General features: G+C 59.0%; 19 protein-coding genes and 1 pseudogene. 6 read left to right on the top strand and 14 right to left on the bottom strand.

The genetic code is table 11. The annotated features are described in order from the left end of the window. Positions 1–96, top strand: a 96-nt coding sequence (locus tag ATY80_RS30155; RefSeq protein ID WP_348626636.1) for a CBS domain-containing protein, incomplete at its 5' end; no start/stop codon positions are given. Positions 97–329: 233 nt separating this feature from the next. Here the strand turns inward: ATY80_RS30155 and ATY80_RS17720 are convergent. Both ATY80_RS17720 and ATY80_RS17715 read right to left on the bottom strand, forming a co-directional pair. Then, complete coding sequence (locus tag ATY80_RS17720; protein WP_088693676.1) at positions 330–743, bottom strand: hypothetical protein; 414 nt, start codon at positions 741–743, stop codon at positions 330–332. A 956-nt stretch (positions 744–1,699) separates the two neighbouring features. Beyond that, positions 1,700–1,894, bottom strand: a complete 195-nt coding sequence (locus tag ATY80_RS17715) for a hypothetical protein (RefSeq protein WP_088693675.1) — start codon at positions 1,892–1,894, stop codon at positions 1,700–1,702. Between the two features lie 165 nt (positions 1,895–2,059). Here ATY80_RS17715 and ATY80_RS17710 point away from each other — a divergent pair, with 165 nt between their 5' ends. Together ATY80_RS17710 and ATY80_RS29035 are read left to right on the top strand one after the other, a co-directional pair. Beyond that, positions 2,060–2,431 (top strand): hypothetical protein, encoded by a 372-nt coding sequence (locus tag ATY80_RS17710; protein WP_245306860.1) that lies wholly within the window; start codon positions 2,060–2,062, stop codon positions 2,429–2,431. Then, complete coding sequence (locus ATY80_RS29035; RefSeq protein WP_189637199.1) at positions 2,428–2,595, top strand: hypothetical protein; 168 nt, start codon at positions 2,428–2,430, stop codon at positions 2,593–2,595. Before ATY80_RS17710 ends, ATY80_RS29035 begins: the two co-directional genes overlap by 4 nt. 68 nt (positions 2,596–2,663) lie before the next feature. Here ATY80_RS29035 and ATY80_RS17705 read toward each other — a convergent pair whose 3' ends face one another. Both ATY80_RS17705 and ATY80_RS17700 read right to left on the bottom strand, forming a co-directional pair. Continuing rightward, positions 2,664–4,649, bottom strand: coding sequence for an adenylate/guanylate cyclase domain-containing protein (locus ATY80_RS17705; RefSeq protein ID WP_088693674.1), 1,986 nt, complete (start codon positions 4,647–4,649; stop codon positions 2,664–2,666). Continuing rightward, complete coding sequence (locus ATY80_RS17700; protein WP_088693673.1) at positions 4,649–8,419, bottom strand: FecR domain-containing protein; 3,771 nt, start codon at positions 8,417–8,419, stop codon at positions 4,649–4,651. The genes ATY80_RS17705 and ATY80_RS17700 overlap by 1 nt, the downstream gene beginning before the upstream one ends. 112 nt (positions 8,420–8,531) lie before the next feature. Between ATY80_RS17700 and ATY80_RS17695 the strand changes: the two genes are divergently transcribed. Then, entirely contained in the window at positions 8,532–9,071 is a 540-nt protein-coding gene (locus ATY80_RS17695; RefSeq protein WP_088693672.1) for a Pycsar system effector family protein, read from the top strand. Between the two features lie 800 nt (positions 9,072–9,871). On the opposite strand, the gene ATY80_RS17685 is transcribed toward ATY80_RS17695, so the two are convergent. The 5 genes from ATY80_RS17685 to ATY80_RS17665 form a co-directional block, all read right to left on the bottom strand. Further along, entirely contained in the window at positions 9,872–11,707 is a 1,836-nt protein-coding gene (locus tag ATY80_RS17685) for an ABC transporter ATP-binding protein (protein ID WP_189637198.1), read from the bottom strand. After that, positions 11,704–12,501 carry an ABC transporter permease gene (locus tag ATY80_RS17680; RefSeq protein WP_088693670.1) on the bottom strand — a complete coding sequence of 266 codons (798 nt, stop codon included), beginning with the start codon at positions 12,499–12,501 and terminating at the stop codon, positions 11,704–11,706. The genes ATY80_RS17685 and ATY80_RS17680 overlap by 4 nt, the downstream gene beginning before the upstream one ends. Before the next feature lie 44 nt (positions 12,502–12,545). Then, complete coding sequence (locus tag ATY80_RS17675; RefSeq protein WP_189637196.1) at positions 12,546–13,508, bottom strand: ABC transporter permease; 963 nt, start codon at positions 13,506–13,508, stop codon at positions 12,546–12,548. Next, positions 13,505–13,780, bottom strand: coding sequence for a hypothetical protein (locus tag ATY80_RS17670; protein WP_088693668.1), 276 nt, complete (start codon positions 13,778–13,780; stop codon positions 13,505–13,507). The genes ATY80_RS17675 and ATY80_RS17670 overlap by 4 nt, the downstream gene beginning before the upstream one ends. 96 nt (positions 13,781–13,876) lie before the next feature. Beyond that, positions 13,877–15,478 carry an ABC transporter substrate-binding protein gene (locus ATY80_RS17665; RefSeq protein WP_088693667.1) on the bottom strand — a complete coding sequence of 534 codons (1,602 nt, stop codon included), beginning with the start codon at positions 15,476–15,478 and terminating at the stop codon, positions 13,877–13,879. Between the two features lie 460 nt (positions 15,479–15,938). On the opposite strand from ATY80_RS17665, the gene ATY80_RS17655 reads away from it, so the two are divergent. Continuing rightward, complete coding sequence (locus tag ATY80_RS17655; RefSeq protein ID WP_088693665.1) at positions 15,939–19,070, top strand: AAA family ATPase; 3,132 nt, start codon at positions 15,939–15,941, stop codon at positions 19,068–19,070. Between the two features lie 416 nt (positions 19,071–19,486). Next, positions 19,487–21,322: a heme peroxidase family protein gene (locus ATY80_RS17650; protein WP_088693664.1), complete on the top strand. Its 1,836-nt coding sequence runs from the start codon at positions 19,487–19,489 to the stop codon at positions 21,320–21,322. 57 nt (positions 21,323–21,379) lie between these two features. Here ATY80_RS17650 and ATY80_RS17645 read toward each other — a convergent pair whose 3' ends face one another. From ATY80_RS17645 to ATY80_RS29650, 5 genes and pseudogenes are all read right to left on the bottom strand, one after another. Beyond that, positions 21,380–21,655: a hypothetical protein gene (locus tag ATY80_RS17645; RefSeq protein WP_088693663.1), complete on the bottom strand. Its 276-nt coding sequence runs from the start codon at positions 21,653–21,655 to the stop codon at positions 21,380–21,382. 352 nt (positions 21,656–22,007) lie between these two features. Continuing rightward, positions 22,008–22,433: a pyridoxamine 5'-phosphate oxidase family protein gene (locus ATY80_RS17640; protein WP_088693662.1), complete on the bottom strand. Its 426-nt coding sequence runs from the start codon at positions 22,431–22,433 to the stop codon at positions 22,008–22,010. 950 nt (positions 22,434–23,383) lie between these two features. Beyond that, the gene (locus ATY80_RS29030) at positions 23,384–23,554 is read right to left on the bottom strand and encodes a hypothetical protein (protein WP_189637195.1); all 171 of its coding nucleotides are present in this window, start codon (positions 23,552–23,554) and stop codon (positions 23,384–23,386) included. Between the two features lie 44 nt (positions 23,555–23,598). Continuing rightward, positions 23,599–23,955, bottom strand: coding sequence for a hypothetical protein (locus ATY80_RS17635; protein ID WP_088693661.1), 357 nt, complete (start codon positions 23,953–23,955; stop codon positions 23,599–23,601). Positions 23,956–24,286: 331 nt separating this feature from the next. Further along, a pseudogene (locus tag ATY80_RS29650) lies at positions 24,287–24,478 on the bottom strand (alpha/beta hydrolase); the annotation flags it as partial. Between the last annotated feature and the right edge of the window lie 248 nt (positions 24,479–24,726).

Below are 24,726 nucleotides of genomic sequence, written 5' to 3'. Positions count from 1 at the left end.
CAACACAGCATCGGAGCCCTGATCGTCATCGACGATGACAGCCGCCCGGTCGGGCTCGTGCATTTCCACGATCTGCTGCGGATCGGCGTGGCCTGATCAGGCCGCTTCCACGGTCAGATCGCGGCCGGTCAACTTTCCACGACGATGCTCCGTCGCAGCGCCTCGTCCCTAGCTTCCATAGCGGTCGTTTGCTCGACGATGGTCGGCCTCGTGAACCATCTTGGCCCGCTCTCGTTCGGTAAAATCAGTGGCAGTCCGCCCGATCAGCTCAGGGTCAACACGGGCATGCACCATGTCAACTATGAGTTTGGTACCCGTGCTCTTTCCCGCTAGCACCGTCCGTCCGGCTTTGCGGCAGCTAGAACGAGCTGGCGAAATTCAGATGGCTCGAATCGAGGGGAATCCCCTCGTTCGTCTGTAAGGATCAGCTTTGCCGCGGCAGCAGCCCTGAAAACCTCCGCGCCGATCATGACCGCGCCGTGTTCATACTGCCCCGGCAACTGCCACTCTGATAGCTCTCCGGCGTTAATCAACTCACTTAGTGCCTGCATGCGGAAAAAAATAGCCGTTGTGACTAACGGGTTGATGTCACGTCCCCAAAAGGTACGGTATATAATCCACATGGGGTCATCAGTCTTGCCGCCTCTAGCTTGGACCTCGTCGGAAATCGCTACTGTGACCTCCTCAAGCATTTCCGGCGTAACAGTAGCGTCGGCGATGTGTTGAGGAAACGTTGAGCTCATTGGCCGTTTTTTCTGACTTCCGCGAGCCAAATCCGATTGAAGATGAGAATGCGAGGCGTAGACAAAAGCATCAATTCAATTTCTATTCAATAGGCTTCTCGCATCCAATACCAAGCGCACGGCACTCGTAATCCCGGCAAATCTCAGAATTCCACTCGCAAGGGCTTTTGTAGGTTGGCTATTTCGGCACGCTACCCGATATGAGAAATGTCTTCACGCTCCAACCGCGCTGGCGAAGGCGATGACCAGGCCATCGGCTACGTCCTGAAGCTACCTAAGCGCTTCATATTCTGTAGGTGCACAAGGCCATTGTTGATGACGGCCAGATCGTCCTTCTCGATGTTCTCGTGCAGGAACTACAGCGCTTGACGCTCTTCCTCGTCGACGCTGGCGACCTGCTTCAGGTTTGTCGATCTCGTGATCGCGGACAGCAGCCAAGAACAGCCGCATTTCGATGCAAAGTTCCGGAAGTCGCCTGGGAGTTGCGGGTTGGGGTCCTTGACTCTTGCATCCACTCTCTCAGTTGCCTCTTCAATGCAATGCGTACTTGACCGGTGAAACCCGTTCGACTGTTTCGCCGCCGTCGTGCCCATTAAGCCATGGGGCGGCAAACTGAGGGTCCGCCTACGCGTGTAAGCCGGACCTCCTTTGTCGACGCTACCTGGCGAGAATCTGCTCGGCGGCCTTCCCGATGAAGAGAGAAGCCGACGATCGGCCTCTCACTTGGTCCAATAGCGACGGTACGGTAGTTCTGCGATAACCCGCGCCGCGGGATGGCCCGCGATTATATCACGGTTAGCTTGGGCGGAGAGCTGCTGCTGCGATTGGCTCCGATTAGAGCGTTGCCGGTCTCAAACGCGACGTAACGCGATGTGGGATAGAAGGCATCCATGTTTGAAGGACCACGTGAAATAGGTTCTAACAATAACGTTGCATTGCGGAGCCCCTCGATGTCATCACATCTGCTCGCGCGGGTTTCGTATAGCTAATTGGCGAAACAAGCGGCTATCGGCGTCATCGTCATCACCGATAAGAACGAGCCTCACGGGCTTGCCATAGCGGGTGGAGAAGAACTCGCTCTCCGTCTCTGCCGCCGCTAGGTGCCTGGAGATCATGCATACGTCGGACCCGAGAACAACTGCGTACCGCATCGCTTGCTCCAATGAATGAAGTACAAGCTGATGATGCATTAGAGTTGATTGAAAAGCAACTTGGAGAAGGCCCCACCCAGGCCAAAGCCCGTTCCGCGCTTGCGTTGCCCGCAACGGTTTATTAAAATACATCCGGCAACCGAAAGTCATTTCGCCGAGAGTCTCTTGGATAAGCCGCTGCCGTTCGAAGACAAGGGGACGCGCATGTCAAGCAACTCGACAACATCGGATTTTGTCGCGGAGCTCGTTCGGGCCGTAAACCAAATCCACCGGCTGAAACCGAGCGACCGAAAGGAATTGATCTCTCGCGGCGTCGTCAACATCCGAGATTTGCGGCTGACGCTTGACGAAAGTGGAGCGGCTACGCCCATGGCGTCTCGCGCACTCGAAGAGGCGGATGCATTGATTGCTGAGATGGACGATACACCCGACGAGCTCGTCGCGGCTGCATTCATGGTTTTATGCAACGAAATCAATACGCTCTTGAAAGTTTGTGAAACCGCATCTGCGACCAAAGAGAGAAAGAGAGAGCAGTGACGAAGGAATGCAGTGTCACTTCTGTTCATTTGACGCAGTCCGCCTTGCCACTGGCGTCCTTCATCCTCGATACGCTTCCGGGAGAGTTCGGCGAACGTGATCAAGACAAGCTCGTCACTGTTGATCGTGTCCCGGAGGCCAACCCCCTCGTCGTCTTTCGGTAGACGAGTCCGGGCGCAGCTGTTCACCGCTGGTTACAATCAGGGAAACACTCCATTTGCGTTCCGCGATACTACTCCTCGTTCGAGCGCGCGAGTTCGCTTCGGACGATTGAGTAATATAGCCTAAGAGATGGTATAGCCGTCGCCAGTCTTTCAAATACGGCGTCGAGGGGCGTCAAGGTCTTATCGTATTTCCCTGAGAGAAACCTGGCGTGCATCTCAAGATCTGCCGGTCGGGCGCTTTCGACGACCGTGAAGACAGGCGACGGCACCGTCCTGCCCTTTACGACAATACGGTCCAGCTCGACCACGGCGTAAGCCCCCCTTACAAGCCGTGCGGTCTCCTCGCCGAGCAGAATAGCCACCCCGTAGTTCTTCGATGCGCCTTCAAGGCGTGAGGCAAGATTGACCGCATCGCCAAGACACGAATAGTCGAAGCGCCGGTTCGACCCCATGTTGCCGACGACGCATTCACCCGTGTTGATACCGACGCCCATCTTCAGCACATGCAGGGGTGCGCCACTTGCCTGGGCTTCCGCCTCGAGCTCCTTGTTGAGCTTGGCAATAGCGGCCTGCATTGCAAGGGATGCTTCAACAGCGTGGAGCGCGTGCTTGGGGTCATCGAGCGGTGCGTTCCAAAATGCCATGATGCAGTCGCCCATATATTTGTCGATCGTGCCGCCGTGATCCATGACGATATCGGAGAGCGGCGTCAGCAACCGGTTGATCAAGCCGGTCAACTTTTGCGGATCGTCCTTCATCGTTTCGGCAATCGTCGTGAAACCACGGACGTCGGAAAACAGGACAGACAGCGTTCGTCTTTCCCCGCCGAGCTTCAGTTGCGACGGATCGTCAGAGAGCTTTTTCACCAGGTCGGGCGAAAGATACTGCGAAAAGGCTCGGGTAATGCGCTGCTTGTTCCTGCGCTCCTCGGCAAAATCGAAAGCCGCTTGGCCAAAGGCAACCGATACGAAAGCGACGGTCGGCCCCAACGGCGATACGAAAAAACGGCCGAACCGTAGACCGGCATAACCAAGCAGCGCGAATGCGAATATCGCCACTGCGGTTGCGATCAGGGTCGGCCACCCGGTTGATTTCCAAACAGTTGCCGCAGCAAGTGCCGCAGCAAGCAGGACGAAGCTGACAAAAGGTACGGTACCCGTGCGGGTAATCGACATGCCCTGGCGCAAATTATCATAGATCGTTGCCTGGATTTCGACGCCAGCCGTAAGCTTGTCCGTATGCATCGTGTAGGGTGTGGCAAAGGCATCGGCGCCGCCCTTGTCGATCTCCGGCGCGTTCTGAAGACTAAGGCCAACCAGCACGACGCGATTCTTGAACGTGCCTTCAGGTAGGAAGTTCTTCGGGTCAAGCGCCTGATAGTAGGAGACCGTCGGATAGCTTCGGGCCGGTCCGAAGGATTGGATCATCGCGTCTGGCGGGATTGCCGCAGCGCCGCTGCCGGCAGCTCTGAGAAGCGCGATGGCAAAACCATCCTCATAGATCGGGACTGTGCGGAAAACACCGTCCCCACCAAGCTCGATCGAGGCAATGCCCGTACGGGCGCCGGCCGCCGTTAGTTGCGGCAGTGGGGTCGCCCGCACGAGCTGGTCGGCTTGCGGTGTCTCGATCAGCGTTTCGTCGCCAGCAAGCACGATGTCCGGGCCGACTGCGGCCGCAATCGCCGCGTCGTTCTCCGGCGTGGAAGGCTCCGCCATGATGATGTCGAGACCGATCGCTTTTGCGCCAGCCGCTCTCAGCTGCCGGATCAACTCGGCATGAAGACTGCGCGGCCAGGGCCACTGCGCATTGATCGCAGCAAGTGAAGGCTCGTCGATTGCCACGATCACCGGCCCCTCCCCCGGTGGCAGCAGCCCGTCGACGGTCGACAAGTAGTCGAAAGACTTGAGCTCCAGCAGCGGCCACGCCGGCAGGCGCGAAAGCAGGGAAATTCCGATAAGCGTCACGAGAATGAGGATAAGCAGGCGAAGGCCGCGGTTACTGAACGGCCAACCGGGAGGCACTGTCGATTGGCCGGGGGGCGGAGCGCTGTTCATCAGAACCGAACTTTGAAAGTGCCCTTCACGGCACGGCCCCAACCCGGAACACCGGGGCTTATCTCAAAATCCTCATCGAGCAGGTTGAATGCTGCGACCTCGAGAGCAAAGCGCTTGTCGAATGGCTCCCAGATCATATTGGCATCAAGCGTCCAAAAGTCGTCAAGCTCTGTGCCTAGGTCATCACCATCCCGTTTACCGATATAATTGGCGGCGATTGTCGCTTTCACCTTCGCTTCATTGACCCAGGTTATGGCTACTTGACCGGAGTTTTGCGGAATGAACGGAAGGGCACCGCCAAAGTTGGCGCTTGTTTCATCCTTGTCTTCCGAGTCCATGCGGGCGTAGGTCGCTGAAAGACCGAACCCATTGCCGAGCGCCACATTTGCGGTGATGCTTGCCCGGTCAAGGCTTCCTCGTGCAAGAGGCAGGCTGTCGATCGCTGGCAGCGCCGTCAGCGGCAACCCGATCGTCATGTCATGCAATTCCTGGTGCTGATAGCCCATGGACGTGAAGAACTTGTCAGTCCATTGGGAATCCCACTGCAGGGCCACCGTGTCGACGTAACCGTCGATACCGACCGCAATCTGATTGGGCTGCAGTCCGACAATGCCGATCGGGGCAAGTGTCGGCACGCCTGTTTCGACACTCTGGCGCATGAACGCAGCGCGCAGCCACTGGTCCTCGACAGGTGCCCAGGCCAGGCCCAATCGTGGCTCCAGGCGACTGACGTCAATGCCATCTCCCTCAAGGCGGGTGGCGTGCAAAGCATATTCGGCCTTCACGTCCGGCGTGATCTCATGGAGCAGGTCCACATAAGCCCGTGCCAGATTTGTTCTGCTCGACGCTTCGTCCGGCCCGTTCGTGATATCGGGGACAAAACCAGGGACCAACTCATAAAGCTCGTTGAAGCTGCTGCTATGGGTGTCGATCCACCCTCCCTCGACGCCGTATCGCCAGGTCAGTCCATTGTCGATGCCGAAGCTGTGACTGAGGGCTGCGACATAGCTCTTGGACGAGAGACTTTCTCGGTTTTGCCCAAACGGCAGCAAGCTCGGGGTCGTCACCCCGAATAGCGGTGATTGATCGAATTGGAAGTCATTTGCGCTCTCAGACTTCACGTCCGCATAAAGAAGCGCGGCGTTCACGACATTGCGATAGCCGAACGTATGGCTCCAGCCAATTCCGCTGTTGAGATTGTCAAGACTGTTGTGCTGACTGCGATAAAGCGGCAATTCAGGCGGGGCCAACGGCACCCCGAAGAGAGGGATAAAGAACTCAGCGTTCAGCCGGATCGATGGCGATGGATCGAGCGTCAAAGAATTCAGGTCAAAATCGCTGCGGGTCTGGTTGACAAACGCAACCACGCGATCCTCTGGGGTCAGAGTGGCCGTCAGGTATCCATTAGCGTTCAGCAGCTTGGTCTCGGTGGAGAAGCTGCCAGAGTTGGGATAGCTTCCCTCAGCTGGTATTTCTTCCCACTCGAAATTACCGAGGAAGCTGATCGGTATCGTCTGGTTGGCAAAGCCCTGGATCTCGGCTTCACCGATGCGTCCCGTGTGACCGCCGACGCTGTTGATGCCGCCACCGACAGCGCCTTCAATGAACGGAGTATTCAGCAGCGTGGCAGACCTCGATCGGCCTGACAACATGTGCGGGTCGAGCAGCAGTCCTTGAAACAGCGACGAAAAGCTCGTCGCATTGCTCGTGTTTTCGATCACACTGTCGCCGAACGTGATCGCATTCTTGAACGGATTGATACTGCCCTTGAGCGCCTGATCCACAAAGCCGCTGCCTTCGAACGGATCAAAAACCGCATCCCCATAATATCGCCCCCAGGCATCGAGCCCCTGCAAACGGAAGGCGTTGTTAAGCGTCGAACCGGCATCCTGGTTGGCTCCAAGCGCGCTGAAATCTCCCCCGCGGGCGCGTGCTCGCCTTAAAAACTCCTGGGCGTTTGCGATCGCTCCATCTGCGTCGTAGTCATCAATGGCAACGGCAGTTCGAAATGCCGAGATGACGGGATCGTTCTTGTCCAGCCGATCGGCATTTTCGAGAGCCTGGTTTGAGGGATCTCGATCGCCTCGTTCATAATGGCCTGCCGCCAGCATGAGCTGCGCTTGCGAATAGCCGGGATTGGCCGTCGATGCCGCAAGAAGATCCTCGATCGCCTTGTCCCGTTCTCCCGATTGGAGATAGTAGCGGCCACGGGCAAGAAGGGCGATGTCGAAGGCTGGATCGGCGGCCAATGCCAGGTCGATCTCGCGTTTTGCTTCCTTCATACGTGATTGATCAAGATAAAGGATGGCAAGATTGGCGTGACTGATCGGGTCGTCCGGATCGAGTTCAATCGCCTTCTTGAGGGCAGCCTCCGCCTCGCGGCTGGCGCCCCGCGCATCCTGAAGCAGACCGAGATCATTCCAAGCCATCGATGAACCCGGCGAGACTTTGAGCGCATTGTTCAGGTCTGCAAGCGCGCCGTCGAGGTTCCCCTCGAAGTCGGCGCGCACACGAGCGCGGGCCTGCAACCCATCAGGATCTGTGGGATCGATCGAAAGCGAACGCGAGATCGCCTCACGCATCTGGACCTGGTCATTGATCAAGATCGCAAGCTGCGCGCGCAGCGCCGGCAGCTGCGAATCCATCGGATAGCGTGCTTCCGCGTCCTTTATGATCTTGATGGCGGCGGGAATATCCTCGAGAAAGCCTGCAGTATAGGCTTTCATCACCGCTGCGTAAGGACCGGTAATGGTCGCTGGTGGTTTCTCCACGTGATCGGGATCGCGCAGCGAGCGCGAATAGTAGCCTCCATAGGCTGCAATGCTGCGGCGCTTAGGATCGAGCGCCGGCTCGGCCTGCGAAAACAACCTTGCCGCTTCATCGTAGCGTTTCTCCGCGCCCGCAATCAGCGCTTCGATCAAGTCGGCCCGGGCGCGTTGGCTGGCTGATAGCTTCAACGCCCGAGCTTTGGCCAACGACTTGAGCGCCTGCTGACGCCCATCGAACGACATCTGTACCTCCGCAAGCGTCAGCCAGTCCTCTGACGTTCTTGCTTCCGGCGCCTTGGCCTCGATACGGCTGCGTTCGGATCGCATTTTTTGCATTGGCAGCGGCGAGGCGGGCATGAAGGTAAAGCCGCTGCGCAATGTTAGATAAAACAGCATCTGCTCGCGATCGTCTGGGGCGACGATGATCAACTTTCTGGGGGCCTGCCCAATCGTCGCGACAGCCGCTTCGCCTTGCGCGACTTCGACACTGCCTTGCTCGTTCTTGAGCTCAACCCGCCCCTCAAGCACAATCAGCGAGGTCTGGTCGCCCTTGACCGTCATCGTCCAGTCGGTCCCGCGAATGGCGGCGGCTGCGGCCGGCGTCTCCACTGTCAGTGCCTGACCGCCGCGCTGCGCGCGCGCCCACATCGTGCCGGATTGCAGATTGAGAACCGTGTCGCCATCGGCAGCCATCTGCTTGACCTGCAGCGCAGAGTTGCGGCCAAGGCGAACCTGCGTGTGATCGGCAAACAGGATCGCCAGCTGTCCATTGGCATTGGTGCGTAATACGTCGCCGCCAAGCAGGTCTTGATGAAGGGCGACGTTCTGCCAGCTGGAAAGATCGACGAAGCGAACTTCTTCACCCGTCTTGCGGTCAATGACCGAACCTGCCGCCCGCGCCGTGCGCCGCAAAGGCTCCGCCTCGGCTGGCTGCGTCAAACAAAACGCAACCAGCGCGATCGCCGTGCCCCCGCACACGTATCTCGCAAATCGACCCCTCATATCGCAAGGATTTGTCTACCTGTGCTTGAAAAGTCAAGCGTGATCTCACAAGGCGACTTGCTTTGCGTGGCAAGTGTAATATCAAGGAAACACTTCGGCACGGGGGGACAGCGTGAGCGATTTTGAGAATGCCTCAGATTATCTGGTCAGTACACCTTCAACCGACGACGTGAGCTCTGAATATCTCGACCATATCAAGAAGATCAATGACATCTTCTACGACCAAATCAAAATTTCCGATCAGAAGGCTGCCTATATCTTTACTTTCATGCTCGCCTTTTTGGTAACGTCCAGCGAGGGACGGGAGGTGTTTACCTGGGGTCGCTATGCTCAAGGCACCCCACAGGGCATAATTTTCTCCGGCGCCTTGGCATTGGCGTCGATCGTTTCCATCCTCTCGGCGATTCTGGTGGTGCTGCCGCGTCACGTGAACTCGTCGACGTCACTTTTCTGGGGATCTTGGCCCAAGCATCGTGGTCACTTTCGCGAGGCGGCAACGAAGCGCGACAAGGGCTATCTGTTCGAACAGTACATTGAGAACGCCGATATCCTCTCAACCATAGCACGTGGAAAGTACCGCTGTGTCACGTTCGCATTCCGGGCATTGATGGTCACCGTGATCGCCTACATCCTTCTGCTGGTAAGCACGTAGTCGGTGAAAACGGTCGCTACTGATCGCAGCCGGTAAACAAGCAGGCGAACCCGCCGTTGGTTGCCACCACTCCCCTCGGCCTATTTGCATTGGCTGCGGCCGATAGCCTGGTAGTCGCCTTCGCGGGCGTGCCGGCGTCACGGCACTTGCGCCGAAGATGTGGCGCCGACGCCAACGCTCGTTTCTGGAGAACGGTGGCGGTCGGGGGTGTTTAGACGTCATTGGGAAACCACGACCTTCACGAGCGCTCACAAGCTTTTCCTGATGACGGCACGCGACGGTGCGATGAACCGCGTTGCATTCCCGGTCCTGTCGAGCGGGTTCTCGCGGCGACATTCGGGGACGGCGATATCGTTATCACGAAGAACTGCCCGATCTTCTCCAACAGGCCCGAGAAGCGGCAAGCTGCTTATTTTACGCTCTCTTATCTCGGCACCGATCCAAACGCTTTGGGACGGAAGACGTTCCAACTATTTCGCCGCAGCAGATATGATCCGGTCAGAACGGATTGATCCAGTACTAGATGAGCTTCCTCCGGAATGCCTACATGAGAAAGTTGCATTCATATAATCTCTTCCAGCAACTCTCGGTGGATTAGCCTATACTTAATAATGGCCGGCCTTTGGAAGTGCCTATGCCGTCGAGCTTGAGGCGGCGGGTCCCGTCGAGGTACTATCGGGGCCCTTCAAGTACTCCCGAAATAGACACCCGTCCCGAAGACCGGTACTGCCGGTGAGGCACCGTGGCGACGTTAGCGACTTTCTCCCCCTCCCCTCCCGGCTGAGTTGGGTCAGGGCACGTTAGATGGCCGAGCGCAGGATCGATTCAACGAGGCGACGTGTATACGGGTGCTGCGGGTTATCGATCACCCGCTCCGTCGGCCCCTCCTCTACGATCTCGCCAAGATAGAGGACATAAATGCGCTCGGTGATCTGGCGGACGACAGCGAGGTCGTGCATGATGAAGAGATATGAGAGCTCGTGCTCAACTTGCAGGCGCCTGAATAGGTTGAGCACCTGCGCCTGCACCGAGACGTCGAGGGCGGATACTGGTTCGTCGCAAACGAGGATTGCCGGTTTGACAGCAAGCGCGCGTGCGATGGCGATTCGCTGGCGCTCGCCCCCCGAGAGCGACACCGGACGGCGTGTGGCGTACGCGGCAGACAAGCCGACTTCCGCCAGCAGCGACGCGATCCGTTCCGGCGTTGCTGGGCCAGTAGTGCCCGCCGACGCCCCGAGCGCCTCGCCCAGGGCCTGCCCGACGCTATGCCTAGGATTTAGTGTCGAATACGGATCCTGGAAGACCATCTGAATTGTCCGCCGAACCCGGGCGAGGTCCGCCTTCGGCATGGCGCCGAAATCCGCTGCCGCGATGCCGTTGATAAGGATGTCGCCAGCAGTCGGGGTTTCGAGGCCGACGAGGCAGCGCCCAAGCGTGGTCTTGCCCGAGCCGGATTCGCCGACGAGGCCGACACTTTCCCCCGGCATAATGTGTAGCGATACGTCCTTTACCGCGCAGATCGGGCGGCCCCGCCTGCCCACGAATGTCTTGACGAGCGCGTCGACGCGAACGAGCGCCCCTGCGGTTCCTCCCCGGCGCGACGTTGTCGGCGCCGCCGAGAGCGTCGCAGTGCACACAGCGTCGAGTTCGCCCTGAATCTCGTCCTGGCGGATGCATGCAGTGAACCGGCTCGCGTCGCGAGCGGCCAGCGGCGGCTTGCCCGCACGGCAAATCTGCTTCGCCCAGTCGCAGCGGTCAGCGAACCCACAGCTGTCGACAACATCGGCCGCGCGCGGCACGGAGCCCGGGATCGCGACGAGCCGAGGCAGGCGAATATCGGCCGGCGGTTCCGAGAGCAGGAGTCCCAAGGTGTAAGGATGGAACGGCTGACGCTCCACAGCAGCGGCGTCGCCGACCTCGAGCATTGAGCCGGCGTAGAGCACATAGATGCGCTGACAGGTCGAGAACGCGAGCCGAAGGTTGTGGGTAATGAGAATGAGGGCCATTTGCCGCTCGCGCTGGACACGACGCAGAAGCTTGATGATCTCCGCCTGAGTCGTTACGTCGAGCGCTGTCGCGGGCTCATCGGCAATGAGCAACTCCGGGTCGCGGGCGATCGCGGCCGCAAGTGCGACGCGCTGACACATGCCCCCCGACAGCTGGAATGGCATGCGGCGGGCGACATCCTCGTCGACTATGCCTACTTCTGCGAGGCGTCTTTTCACTTCCTCCGCTCTTGCTGCGCGTGAGGCGAACTCGGGCCGGTCGCGCAGCATCTCGTCAATGTGGTCGCCGCTTCGCATCAGGGGATTCAGCATCGTGAACGGATCCTGCATAAGCATCGACACACGAAACCCGTGGATCTTCCGGAGTTCGCTCTGGGCAAGCCGCATGAGGGGAATGCCGTCGAACGTGACGGCGCCGGTGGCGTTAATGCCCGGCGGCAATATGCCGGCGATTGCCCTCGCCGTGAGCGATTTTCCGGACCCGGATTCGCCGACGATCGCAATGATCTCGCCCCGCTCCACCACGATCCCCAAGGGCGTCGTAATGGGAACCGCGCCGTGTGAAATCGCTAGCCCCTCGACCTCGAGGAGCGGACCCTTCTGACCTTTGCGCGCCACAGTCGTGTTCATTTTGCAAACCGCTCGAACAGCCAGTCGCCGATGAGATTCACGCTGATCGCCGTAAGGATGATCATTCCCGCGGGCAGGAGCAACGCAACCGGATTGGAGAAGAGGATAGTGCGATTCTCGAACAACATCCGACCCCAATCAGGGGTCCCGGGCTCAATGCCGAGGCCGAGGAACGAGAGCCCGGCGAGATTGACCAACGCGAAGGCAAAGTCGAGGACGACATAGGCGAAGATGATCGGCGCGACGTTCGGGAGGATGTGCACGAACAGAATACGCGTCTTCGAGATGCCGAGAGTGCGCGCGGCCTCGATATAAGGAAGCGGTCGCTGCTCAAGGACCGCGCTCCGCACAATGCGCGTATCGGGGGCGGTGAAAAGGACGACCAGGACAAGTACGGCGGTCCAGTATCCACCTCCCACTACGCCAACTACGACGACCGCCACGAGCGGCCCCGGCAACGAGAGCATGAAATCCACCCAGCGCATGATCGCCGAATCGACCAAACCGCCAAGATAGCCCGAAAGAAGGCCAAGCAAGGTCGCTATCGCGAAAGCGCCGGCGGCGACGACGACCGGGCCGACTAGGGCCGTTCTCGCACCGTAGATCACGCGCGACAGCACATCGCGGCCGAGTAGATCCGTCCCGGCAATGTGGACTGCGGAAGGCGGCGCATCGCCGACCTCGAGACGCTGGAGGAAGGGTGAACCTGGGGCAACTCTCTCCCCGAGGACGGCGCAGACCACCACCGCTGTCACAATCAGCGCAGCAACGAGAATGACGATCGGGATGCGCATTGGCTGCTTCCTCCTTCGTGTCTCGCCGATGGCTGAGGCCCTCATCACTCGACTCTACCGAAACGGATGCGCGGGTCGATCATCATATAGATCACGTCGACCGCAAGGTTGACCAGCACGACGAAGGCGGAGAAAAGCAGGGTGGTCCCTTGGATCGTCGGAATGTCACGCTTCTGGATCGCATCGACCGTCAACTCGCCGAGACCTGGCAAAGAAAAGGTGACCTCGACGTAGATCGCGCTAGCCACGATGCCGACGACGATGAGCCCAGCGGCAGTGACCACGGGAATGAGGGAGTTCCTCAACACGTAGGCAAACAAGATGCGACGCGAACTCAGTCCGCGCGCCCGCGCAAACGTGATGTAGTCTCGGGCCAGCTCCTCGATCATCGCCGCGCGAGTGATTTTGACGACGATCGCCATGACCGAAATCGCAAGCGAAAGCGCCGGAAGCGCCAGATGCCAGGCACGGTCGAGGAATCCTCTTCCCGGACCGAAGATCGGGAACCAGTCCAGGAGAACGCCGAACACATAGAGAAGGAAAATGCCGGTGACGAAGGGTGGAGAGCTGATGCCGAAAACACCGAACACGACGACCGCCCGGTCGAGCCGCGTGCCACGGCGGAAGGCGGCGACCGCACCGAGCAGGATCCCGAGGCCGAGAACAAGAATAGTGCTCATCAAGGTGAGGAAGATCGTGACGCCGAGCCGATCCGCGATGGTGCTCGTCACCGCCCGGTTGCCCTGAATGGAGACGCCGAGGTCGCCTCGGATCACCTGCGACAGCCACTTGCCATATTGGACGAGGAACGGATCGTCCAAGTGGTAACGCGCGCGGATGGCTGCCAGCGTTGCCGGGTCTGCCGCCCGTGCGCCAAGCAGGGAGCGCACTGGGTCGCCGGGCGCGATGTGGACGAGCGCGAAGAGGCTGAAGGAGATTATAAGGAGCACTAGGATCGCCTCGACGAGCCGTCGCGTGACGAAGACGACGGGGCTCGAGCCCGTCACCGGGGACACCCGAGATAGCAGTCGAACCAGCCGATCGCGCGGCGCCACTCGCCGAGGTCGCCGTTGAGTAATAGCGACATATTTTCTTGCAACGCGCGATGGGAAACAAATGCCAGCGTGCCGTCGACGGGCGACGGGTGCGGCAGGCCGTCACCGCCTGGCCCGTTGGTCAGTTGCACCGCCTCGGCCCCATCCGGGGAAAAGCGCCAGACGCGCCTGTGCGGGGACCGCAGCTTGCCAAGTCGTCCGAAATTCGCTTCAAAAAGGTTCATCCTGCAGACACCTTCAATCCTCGGCCGGACGCACGGGCGCCGATCCATGCGGCGGAAACAATGAAAATGGCCGTGCCAAAACAGCGCAGCGATCCTTTACTTTAGACCGAAACCCCGGGTCGCCCACGGAATACTATACCAGAAGGCGGTGTAGCCGGTGAGCTTGTACTTATTGTTGATCGCCATCGCCGAGTGGGGCCAGAAGATCGGCACGACTGCGACATCCTCGTGGGCGATCTCGAACACGCGCTTCAGCGCATTGGCGCGCGCCGTCGGATTGGCGTTCTCGTTGGCGGTCTTCAGTTCCGCTTCGACTTCGTCGTTCTTAAAGTTCGACCCGTTCATGCGACCCTTCTCAGCATTCCGCTTCGAGAAGAAGAGGTCGGGATAGTTGGCGGCGTCGGCGTAGTCCGGATAGTACGCCATGATCTGCATGCCTAGTTCGTCGTGGTTGACGTAGTTCGTGAACCAGGTGTTGTTGTCGACGGGATGGATGTGCGCGCGGATACCTATCTGCTTCAGGTTCTCCGCCACCGACTGCATGATGTTGACCATATAAGGATCGTCAGTCGATGCTGGGATGGTAACGTCAAAGCCGTCCGCATGGCTGGATTGTGCCAGTTCGGCCTTCGCCTTGTCTAAGTCAAACCTATAGTGCGGTAGCAACGTAGCGTAGAAGGCGCGAACCTCGTCAGGAGGCAGCACTCCCGACCACATTTCGGGCGGGTTCAATTCCGTCGCCGGCTCGCCGTAGCCCTTCAGGAGCGCCTTGACCAAGCCTTCCCGGTCCACTGCATGGGCTACGGCACGACGCACATGGATATCGTCGAACGGCGGCGCCGAATGGTCGAGAATAAGGGCAAACACGCCAAGCGATGGCTTGGCGTTGATGGCGACGTCGCTTAGCGCCTTCCACTGGTCGACGTCTGAGATGGCGAGATCGAAGGTACCGTCAATTTCGCCCTGCCGCATGGCGAGAAGCCGGGCCTGCCGATCTGGAATCGCTCGGAGAGTGATCCGATTGACCACTGGCTTCGGCCCCCAATAGTCATCGCGCGCCTCGATAATGACATGATCTGACGGAACGAATTCAACAATCTTGTACGGGCCGGTCCCCAGCGGCAGAACCTCAGGCGAGCCGATGTTCTTGTCTGCGAGCTGTTCTTTCTTGAAGACGAATCCCGCCATGTGAGCGGCGGTGAAGGCGAACTGCACGTTCGGTGCCTTCAATTTGACGGTCACTTCATCGGCGGCCGTCGCCTCAACGCTCTCTACTGAATTGTAAAAGGAGGCGAGTGGCGACCCGGAGTCCGGGCTCATGTGATAATTGAAGGTGGCGACGACATCGTCGCCCGTGAGCGGACTTCCGTCACCGAACTTGACGCCGCTCCGGAGGTGATACTTGATGGTTATAGGATCGACCTGCTCCCACTTGTCGGCCGAAGCTGGTTCGAGAGTGAGATCGTCGCCAAAGGTTAGCGGTCCTTCCTGGACAAGCGACATGATCGCGCCAGTATAGGTCGTCCAGGCACCCGGAATGAAAAGCGTATTGGGGATGCTGGGCAAAGCCCAAGTGATCGAGCCAATCTGCTCCTCTGCCGTTGCTAAAGGCGCCCACGCGAAGGTTCCCGCGATGGAAACGGCGGCATGACTCACTCCCGCGACTAAAACGTGACGTCGTGTCAACCCGATTGCCATTTGCTCCTCCCTTTGTGAAAGCCTGTCGCACAGGCCGAGTGATTTTTACGCAATCGATGCCGCTTGTGAAGAAGGCAGCCGTTCGCTCCGTGACCACAGCCAAGGCTTGCACCGGGAAGAGCTAGGCCGCTTCGATTTTGGCAACGGCGCACTAGAGGATTATCGCGTTCTGCAACCTGGCATCGAGGTTGAACTGCACGGTTATCAGGTCCATCTGACGAAGTCATTGGTCGCCTTCCCTGCTGGAAGCCGGGAGCAGGCTTCTGGTCTCTTAGAGCTGCTTCTCTTAGTCAAGCACGCCGCTGGAGCGCTAAAGGAACAGGTGCTAGCATACCCCAAATCCCTGGAAGAGATGGAAGGCTCACATGGAGTTCGACATCCGGAACCAAAACTTAAGATCCGGCCGAAGCGAAAGCGGTGCGAGTTGGAGGCATGGCAATAACCCGACGAGGGAATTGTGATGGCCGGGCCTGAGCCCAGCCGAAAACCGGCCCAAGACGTTCGGAAGACGATAACAATTCTTATCGCCGACATCGTTGATTCTTCTCGTCTTAGCCTCACCCTCGATCCGGAGGCACTCCGGAACCTACTCGCCCGCTACTTTGATGAGATGATCTCTACTATCCAGCGGCATGGTGGAGTCGTGGAGCGATACCTCGGTGACGAGATCATGGCCGTGTTTGGCGTGCCGGTACTTCACGAGGATGACGCACTACGGGCAGTATCCGCCGCTGTCGAGATGCGTGATGCACTTGCGACGCTCAACCATGAGCTTGAGACTGTTTGGGGCGTCCAGCTGACTCATCGGATTGGCCTCAACACCGGGGAGGTTTTTACTGGCATCGACAGCCAGGGACATCGATTTCTCACTGGCGAGGCTGTGCGTGTTACCAAGCGTCTCCAGGAGGCCGCCGCGCCCAACGAAATCCTGATTGGAGAAGCAACATACAAGCTGGTTCGCCACGCAGTTGTGGTAGAGTCCAGTAGCGCGCGTGCGGTCAAGCACGGCGAGAAATTCCCTGCCATCATCGTTGTAAGCGTCATAGCCCGCGCCACAGGCTTTCAACGCCGGTTCGAGGCGCCGTTCGTCGGACGCGAGCGCCAGCGTGCGATTATCAGCGCCATTTATGGTGACTTGATCAGCAATAGAACCTCCCACCTGTTGACCGTACTGGGCGAGGCCGGGGTAGGAAAATCGCGGCTTGTTTCGGAAGTCACCGGAAGCCTCCCGAGCGAGATGATTGTCGCGCACGGCAGATGCCTGCCCTACGGCGAGGGCATTACTTATTGGCCGCTTGCGGATATTGTCCGTGAGATCACACGGGTCGGGGGCGGAGACACCGGCAAGCAGTCCGTGGCGGCCATTGCAGAAATCCTTGCTGGAGTCGACAAGGCCAAACTCATCACCGAGCGCATAGCTGAGTTGCTCGGGTTCGGCCAGGGAGACCCAAGCACCCGCGAGGAGACGTTCTGGGCCGTTCGGCGACTTTTCGAGGTTTTCGCACGGGAACGACCGCTGGTGATTGTGGTGGAAGACCTCCATTGGGCCGACCCAACGTTCCTCGACCTAATCGAGCATCTTGTAGATTTCTCGCGTGGTTTCCCCATAGTTGTTGTCGGGGCGGCACGACCGGAATTGCTCGATATACGGCCCGATTGGGGACGCGGGAAGACAAATGCGACGACCGTCGCGCTTGAGCCGCTGAGCGAAGCGGAATCCCGCGACATGATATTGAATCTGCTCGACCGACTCCCGCTATCACCCGCGGTTGAGTCGACGATCACACGCGCCGTCGGCGGTAACCCGCTGTTTGCGGAAGAGCTTGTGGCAATGCTCATTGAGGAAGAGCTGCTCAGGCGTAACGAGGACTGCTGGGTTGCTCGCTCGGATCTCTCGGAGCTGCCGGTGCCGTCGACAATTAACGCCCTTCTCGCTGCCCGACTCGAGAGCCTCCCCTTCCTTGAGCGCGCCATCCTGACCGCCGCAGCTGTCGAGGGCGCAGTATTCCATCGGAGCGCCGTCAACGAGCTCGCCGGCCCCGCGCTAGACGCACTGGGGGACGGCTTGCTCGCACTCGTCCGCCGGGATCTCATTCGCCCGGAGGCGCCGACGTTCGCCGGAGAGAAGGCCTATCGCTTCCGTCACGTCCTGATCCGCGACGCCGCTTACCGCTCCCTGCCGAAGAACGCTCGCGCCGACCTGCACGAGCGCTTCGCCGCCTGGCTCGAGTTAACCGCCGCAGACCGTATGCGCGAGTTCGAGGAGATTGTCGGCTATCACCTCGAACAGGCCTTTCAGTACCGTGTCTCGCTAGGCCCGCGCGACGTGCACACGGCTTCGCTTGCCGCCCGGGCGTGCGAACGGCTCGAGGCAGCCGGGCGGCGGGCACTTGTCCGCAGCAACCTTCCTGCGGCGATCGGGCTGCTCGAGCGGGTTTCTCGGCTGCTTCCCACCGATGATCTACAGCGGATCGCGCTCCTCGCCGAGCTGAGCGGCGCGCTGATTGAAAGCGGCCGGCTGGACCATGCCGGGCGCGTGCTGGACGAGGCGGAGCGGCTCGCTGCCACCGCCGGCGATCAGCGCCTGGTAGCGCGCGTACTCGTCCAGCGGCAGTTCCTACATCTCCTCCGTGGCGAGGCGGGCGGCCTAGAGAAGGCGGCACGCGCCGCGGCCGTTGTGATCCCAGTCTTTGAGCGCTTAGGGGACGACCTCGGTCTGTGCCGCGCTCGACGCCTCGAGGCGTGGCTTTATTTCAACGGGGCTCGCGGCGAGGCGGCGGCCGCGGCGTGGGAGCGCGCCGCTGCCCACGCGCGACGGGCAGGCGATCGGCATGAGCACAACGAGATTCTCACGTGGATTGCGTCCTCGCTCTGGTTCGGGCCCACCCCCGCGGCCGAGGGCATCCACCGTTGCGAGGCAATGCGTGCGGAGGTGCGCGAAAGCCCCGAGTCGGAGGCTGCGATTCTCCGCCAGCTCGCATGCCTGAACGCAATTGTCGGACGCTTTGCTATTGCCCGCGAGTTGATCGCGACGAGCAACGCCACCTACGCAGATCTCGGCCTAACGCTCTACGTGGCGTCCTCCGAGCACGAGGCCGTCGTCGAGCTGCTCGCCGGGAACCCAGCTGCGGCCGAGAGAAGCGCGCGCGCGGCGTACCGCGCACTCGAGGAGATGGGCGAGCGCGCGTTCCGCTCGACGATGGCCGCGTCGCTTGCCGTCGTCATCCTGGAACAGGGACGCGACGAGGAGGCCGAGGACTTTGCTAAGCTCAGTTCCCAGCTGGCTGCGAGCGGCGATCTTGTGACGCAGGTCCGTTGGCGCCGCGTGCGCGCACGCGTGCTCGCACGGCAGGCAGAGATCCAGGCAGCGGAGGCGCTCGCGCGCGAGGCATTGGCGATCGCCGAAGCGACCGACTTCGTCAACGACCACGCGGATGCATTGGTCGACCTCTCTCACGTGCTCGAAGCCTCCCGCCGACGGGACGACGCGGTCGCCGCTGCGTCCGCAGCGCTGCATCTATACGAGCTAAAAGGAAACGTGGTCGCCGCCGCAGCGACCCGCCTCCGGCTAGGCAAACTCGTTAAAATGTGACACCGTGGGAAGGTGGCAATGGGTACTGCCGCATCTATTGTGAACCGAGCGGGATTGGAGGTTATGCGATGCCAGCCCGCTTCGATAATGTCGTCGACCGACGAGCTTAAATGTGTGTTACCCGCTGGTCCTTTGGAGCTTGACCGGGCGAGAAGGTGCTGAGACTCGATGCTTGGTTCTTCCAGCCGGGGGCGCCCCTCATGGCCTTCTTGCTTGGTCCTTTCGGGAGAAGGTATCGGTTGAAGCGTGTTTCGTCATCGCCCGCTAGCAAAAGTTGGAAGGTCGCTAACCTGACGGTCGGCAATTTTCCTTTGCCTTTCTCTATCCCGCAGTGCCGATAATCCCAACTTGTTGAAGGCCCCTCTTTCCGTCGGGTGAGGTGCCACTTCTTGAATTCATTTTCGAAGAGGTCAAGCATGGTCACAAAAAAGAAAGCCCCAGCGAAACAGACAGCTACGCGAGTCGATGCGACGAGGCGACAAGCTGACACAGTGAACCCAGCCGCAACTTCCGAAATCCCCGAGCCGGTCCGCGAGTTTCTTAAGGAGACGTCAATTCCTAAGGGTTTCGTCAACCCAAAGCCAATCGTACTGTCGGAGCTGCGGAAGCGCGTGACTGAAATGAATCTGAGGCCCACCGTATCGCTGGAGCAACTGTTGGCCAGCGCGAATCGCATCAAGCCGGCGGAGCTTCCAATGGGGGCGTTGCCGCAAGATCTCAGAGAGTCTATCCCTGCACTAGAGCCGGGGATTCGACGTTTTCATGGCGCTAAAATTCCGCTCTACTGGTTCCCCTTTCCCGGGCTGACTTCTGCCTGTGCAGATCGTTTCGGATACATGTCGTCAGCGGCCACCCGTGCGGCAACGAAGTTGCCATTCAATGTCGCGACACAAGCACTCCTTGGCCAACTCGGTGACATGATGGGAGACGCTGGCCGTGATCCTAATCCTTCGTCTCACAATCCGGCTGACGCGGGCGTGTCTTCGATCCCAGCGGGCTTCACGTATTTTGGTCAGTTTGTGGACCATGACATCACGTTCGACGTTTCGTCGACTCTCGACACCGATACGGATGCGAATACGATCAATAACATGCGAAGCCCGACTCTCGATCTCGATTCCGTTTACGGCCGCGGGCCTGGCTTAGATCCCTTTCTCTACCTCTTTCCTTCATCTGGTCCAGCGACCGCAATTAGGCTGCATAGGGGCACGAATACTCCAGCTCTCGCGGGAGGCCCCAGTAGCAACGGTAGTCAATCGGGCATGATCCAGCAGACGAACTGGGATGTGCCCCGCATGCAGGGTACGAATACTGCCGCGATCGGCGATCCGCGCAACGACGAGAATCTGATTGTCGTGCAGTTCCACCACGCTATGCTACGTTTCCATAATGCTGTCGTTGATCTGCTGGTGGCAGTAGCGTTTGCGGGCGACATCTTCGCAGAAGCCAAACGAATCGTGACCCATCACTACCAATGGGCCGTGGTGCATGACTTTCTGGAACGAATCTGCGGCGGGGTTGCCGTGAACAACGCGATGGCGAGCGTTTCCGCTGCTGTCGGTAGCTCGTTCCGAATGCCCGTCGAGTTCGCCGTGGCAGCTTACCGGTTCGGCCACAGTATGATCCGTGATACGTACTGGGTGAATTTCAATTTCCCGAACGCTGCACTCGGAAAGGTGTTTGAGTTCAATCGCAATCCAAAGCTGCCGGTCTTTTCCAACTGGGTCGTTGACTTCAACGCATTCTTTGACACAGGAGTATCAGTGCCGGTTCACAATAAGGCCCGGAAAATCGATAGCTTCATGGCTAGCGGATTGGAATCGTTACCCGGATTCTCAGGAATCATGGCGGTTCTGGCAACGAGAAACCTCCGGCGCGCGCTCGCTCTCGGTCTACCGAGCGGACAGGGCATGGCCAGCTCATTCGGCATCGCGCCCATGACTGCGACGCAGTTGACATCTGGGTTGCCAGCAGCCGAAGTGGCTGTGCTGAATTCCAGCGGTGGTTTGCTGCAGAACAAGACGCCTCTGTGGTACTACGTCCTTCGCGAGGCCGCGGTGCTCGAGGGCGGAAATCAGTTGGGTCCGGTCGGCGCCAGGATCGTGGCGGAGACGTTTGTCCGGATTTTGAAGCGGGATGCGTCATCCTATCTGAACGTCGCCGGCGGGTTCACACCTATTCTTCCTTCGTCCACGCCTGGGAACTTCACGGTGGCCGATCTGGTGGCCTTCGCCGGGGTGACGCAACCATAGAGATCGCGTTGCGAACGACGATGACGGGACCTTTATCTCGAACCGGTAAAGGCAGGTCTAGCACTCCGACAATGTCAGGCGCGGGAAACCGGAAATATCGAGGCAGCAATGAGATTGCCAACGTTGTGAACTCAAGCCCCCGCTGTCCAAACGATCGTAAGGCGGATGGTCCCTGATGCGTTCAAGGCAATCGTCATGGCGAATGACATCAAACATATCGTCAGCAACACGCTGCATGTAGGCTTCGAGAATGTGCATCGCCGTGTCGAGCTCACCGACGATCGAATAGACGGCGGCGGCATTGTACTGTGTCGTCAAATCGTCAGGGTCCATTGTCAGAGCGCGGACGATCCACGAAGTGGCTCGCTTAGCGTCGCCCAGAAACGCAAGCGCTACTGCACCGCGCGACAGCGGCGCAGGGTTCTCGGGCTGAAGTGTGACGACGCGCCCGGCCCGTTCGAAAACCAGTCTGGCCCACGCGTTCGTTCGGGGTCATCGCGATTGGTTCTCCCGAGAACGAAACACGTCGCCCGAGCCCATGATTCGCGAGCTTTGGGAGCGCCCACATTTGTCTTGATGATCGGGTTTGCTGAGCCTCAGCGATCCTCTAGGTTATCTTGCCCTCAAGGCGGGTGTCACGATGTAGCCGACGCCCTCGGACGGCGACCCGAAGCCGTTGCGTCTGTCAGAATTGAATCTCGATCAGCTCGGGAGGCTCCTTGTTGAAATCGGAATATCGAATCCACCGCGGCGTCGCTTTGAACATCACCGCCCCTCTCTCGATGAACTCCCTCGCGGCCGGAACGCTGTTGAGATAAGCTTCCTGGTATTGTTCGATATCCGCGGCAGGAACCCTTGTTGCCTCACCCTCATATTGAACCGTGATATTGTCGTTCCATCCGACTACGAACGCGACGCCGGGACGGTCCGCGAGATTGTCGAACTTTCGCGTGTCCTTGAAAGTGCTGAACACGGCCTCAAGATTGTCGCGCACCGAGAAGTCGACCGTAGCAGCCTCCGGCGTTCCATTACGATGGCAGGTCGCAATGACCGCCAAGGTGTGCTTTTTCAGGAATTCAAGGATCATGCGTTTCATATGAAAATCGTCCATTGTCTTGTCCCTCAGTGAGTATTCTCGATTTTTGTGCAGTCCCATTCGACAGCCCGCCGGCCTCAGCGGAGCTTGGCCGCCAGCGCCGCGAGCTTGCGAGATATGCGTTCACCACCCGACCCAGCCATTGATGCGTCCGTTCTAATCTCGTGCCTTCCAGGACGATTAACACATTGCTCGCCCTCGTTCGATGGTCGTCGAGGCCGTGACCTGGACCTCGAGCGGACTGATTGTGGTTTTGTTCCGCTTCGTGCGCGCCTCAGCAGTTCAGACTGCATGCAAGCGAGGAAGTGGTTGCAGAGGTGCTTCTCCCACGTCATCGGCCGGCAGGGTCCTGCGCCGAACATCATGTAGACGGTCAAGGTTCTAAAAGAACGCAAGATCGCCGACAGGACGTTGCTTCACCTGCAGGCGCTAGTTGCTTAGAGAACAAGCGTAAGACTCACTGGAATGCCCCCGGACAGCTTGGGGACTGATTATTCTTGCGAATGTGGTTCGCGAGCTCAGTCTGCCCGCGAGCAGAACTACTGGAGCCTGGTTTCCGTGAAAATGAGACAGTCCTGAAGTTCTCCAGGGGCATCGCAATAGCGCGCGATTTCCCGGAAACCAAGCTAGCGGTAATGTCTCATGGCCTGGACGTGATTGCGTCCGGTGTTCAAACACTTGATGGAATTTCGGTGGCCATGCGCACGATACTGTCAAGCGACATGCACAATTGACCCCCCCATATTGCCTCACCGGGAGATGTTACCGAACGCAGCAAGCGTCAGGAAGCCCGCAATCGCTATCGCATTCTTCAGTTTGGCGACATCGATTCCAACAAAAGCTTCTTTATAATTTGCCACGGCTCGTCTCCTGTGATGAGGATCGGCTCCGCCTATCCGAGCACCCTCGGAAGACGAGTGTAGGGCGAGCCACCTCAGCCTCTAAGACGGACATACGGTCTTACCTTATTGCTTTGGCGGGACACGAAAAACCTCCTCTATAGAATCCCCGTCATTTATTCGCTTGAGGTTTTGGTAGGCTCTGTCGATTCCGTCTTGAGCCGCCTTCTTCAAGCTCTCAAGGTTGCGGATCTGCTCCTCGAAATTCTTAATAAAATCATCCTTGTCGATGACCATTTCATCCCTCCATCTAATGCCTAGCTCAACGTTGCCGAGAGCTGCTACTGAAGCATGACTACCTCAAACCACCACTCGTACTCATAAGTGCCTGTGGCGTTGTTGCGTAGCGCCAGGAGCGAGATCCCCATTGCCAACCCGGGCTGGAAGTTTCCGTTTTTCCACCCAGGCTCGGCCGCAGCCCAGGAGCCCGGCGTAAACCCTGACCAAGAACTCTGGGTGGTGCTCTGGCTGGGGCCCATCCAGATCTGCGTTGCGCTCAAGCCGCCCCCCTGCACGGCCCAGGCCTCGACCCACTTGGGATCATAGCCTGGGTCGACGCCTGTGATCGGCCCCCCCGGCCACTCGATCCGGCCGTTGTTGGGGTTAAGATGCTGAGTTAAATACCAATTGGCTGGCATGACATATCTCCAATCGCTGCCGGGCGACTCGCCCAGAACCATGAACAAGAGATCAAACGGGACATCAACTATGTCCCATTTCTTCGAATTCTCCTAGATTAAGTCTGTGTGTTTATAGTATCAAAACGGCTCTTCTCGGCCAGACGGCGCTAGGATAGCCCATATTCAAAGTAGATACAATTTAAACTACAATAGGTCTTGGATATTTATTCCCGTGATACTGAAAGGACTTGTTAAAGAGGTGGCACGTTGCCACCCCGCTGCACTGGCACACGTCGATGCATGAACGAAATGCCTTGCCATCACATCCGGTTTCTGCGCGGCTTTGAGTTCAGTTCTTCCAAGCGAATTTTCGGTCAAGAAAGTCGTGAATGAGCGGCGCCATCACGTCCCGCTCGTTCTGCGAAATGGCCGATATCGATAAGATGCAATTCTGCATCCGGGAGATCGCGTAGGGATGCGCGCCTTCGGCGGGGAAGTTCTTGTCGTTGTTGGCCCACACGATCAGCGTCGGCGGACGACGATGAAATCGCTCTCGCGAACAGCGGCAGGACGCCGACGACAATTGCATCATGGGCTCGGGACAATTTCCGGCTAGTGACGCTTCCCCGGCTTGAGCCATCACGTCATTTCAAGTCACGCACGAAATCGCGACGAATGCGTCACCAGCGATCTGACCGAACGATGGCGCTTCGATCTTGCCGGCCTCGCTTCGCATGGATTTTCGAACGCACTACGCCATATGCCAGCGTGAGCCGCGCGAGCGACGGC

This window comes from Rhizobium sp. R711, assembly GCF_002211365.1.
In the GTDB taxonomy this organism is placed as follows: domain Bacteria; phylum Pseudomonadota; class Alphaproteobacteria; order Rhizobiales; family Rhizobiaceae; genus Rhizobium.
Note: the sequence above shows the minus strand (reverse complement) of the source record. Positions and strands in the feature narration are given on the sequence as shown.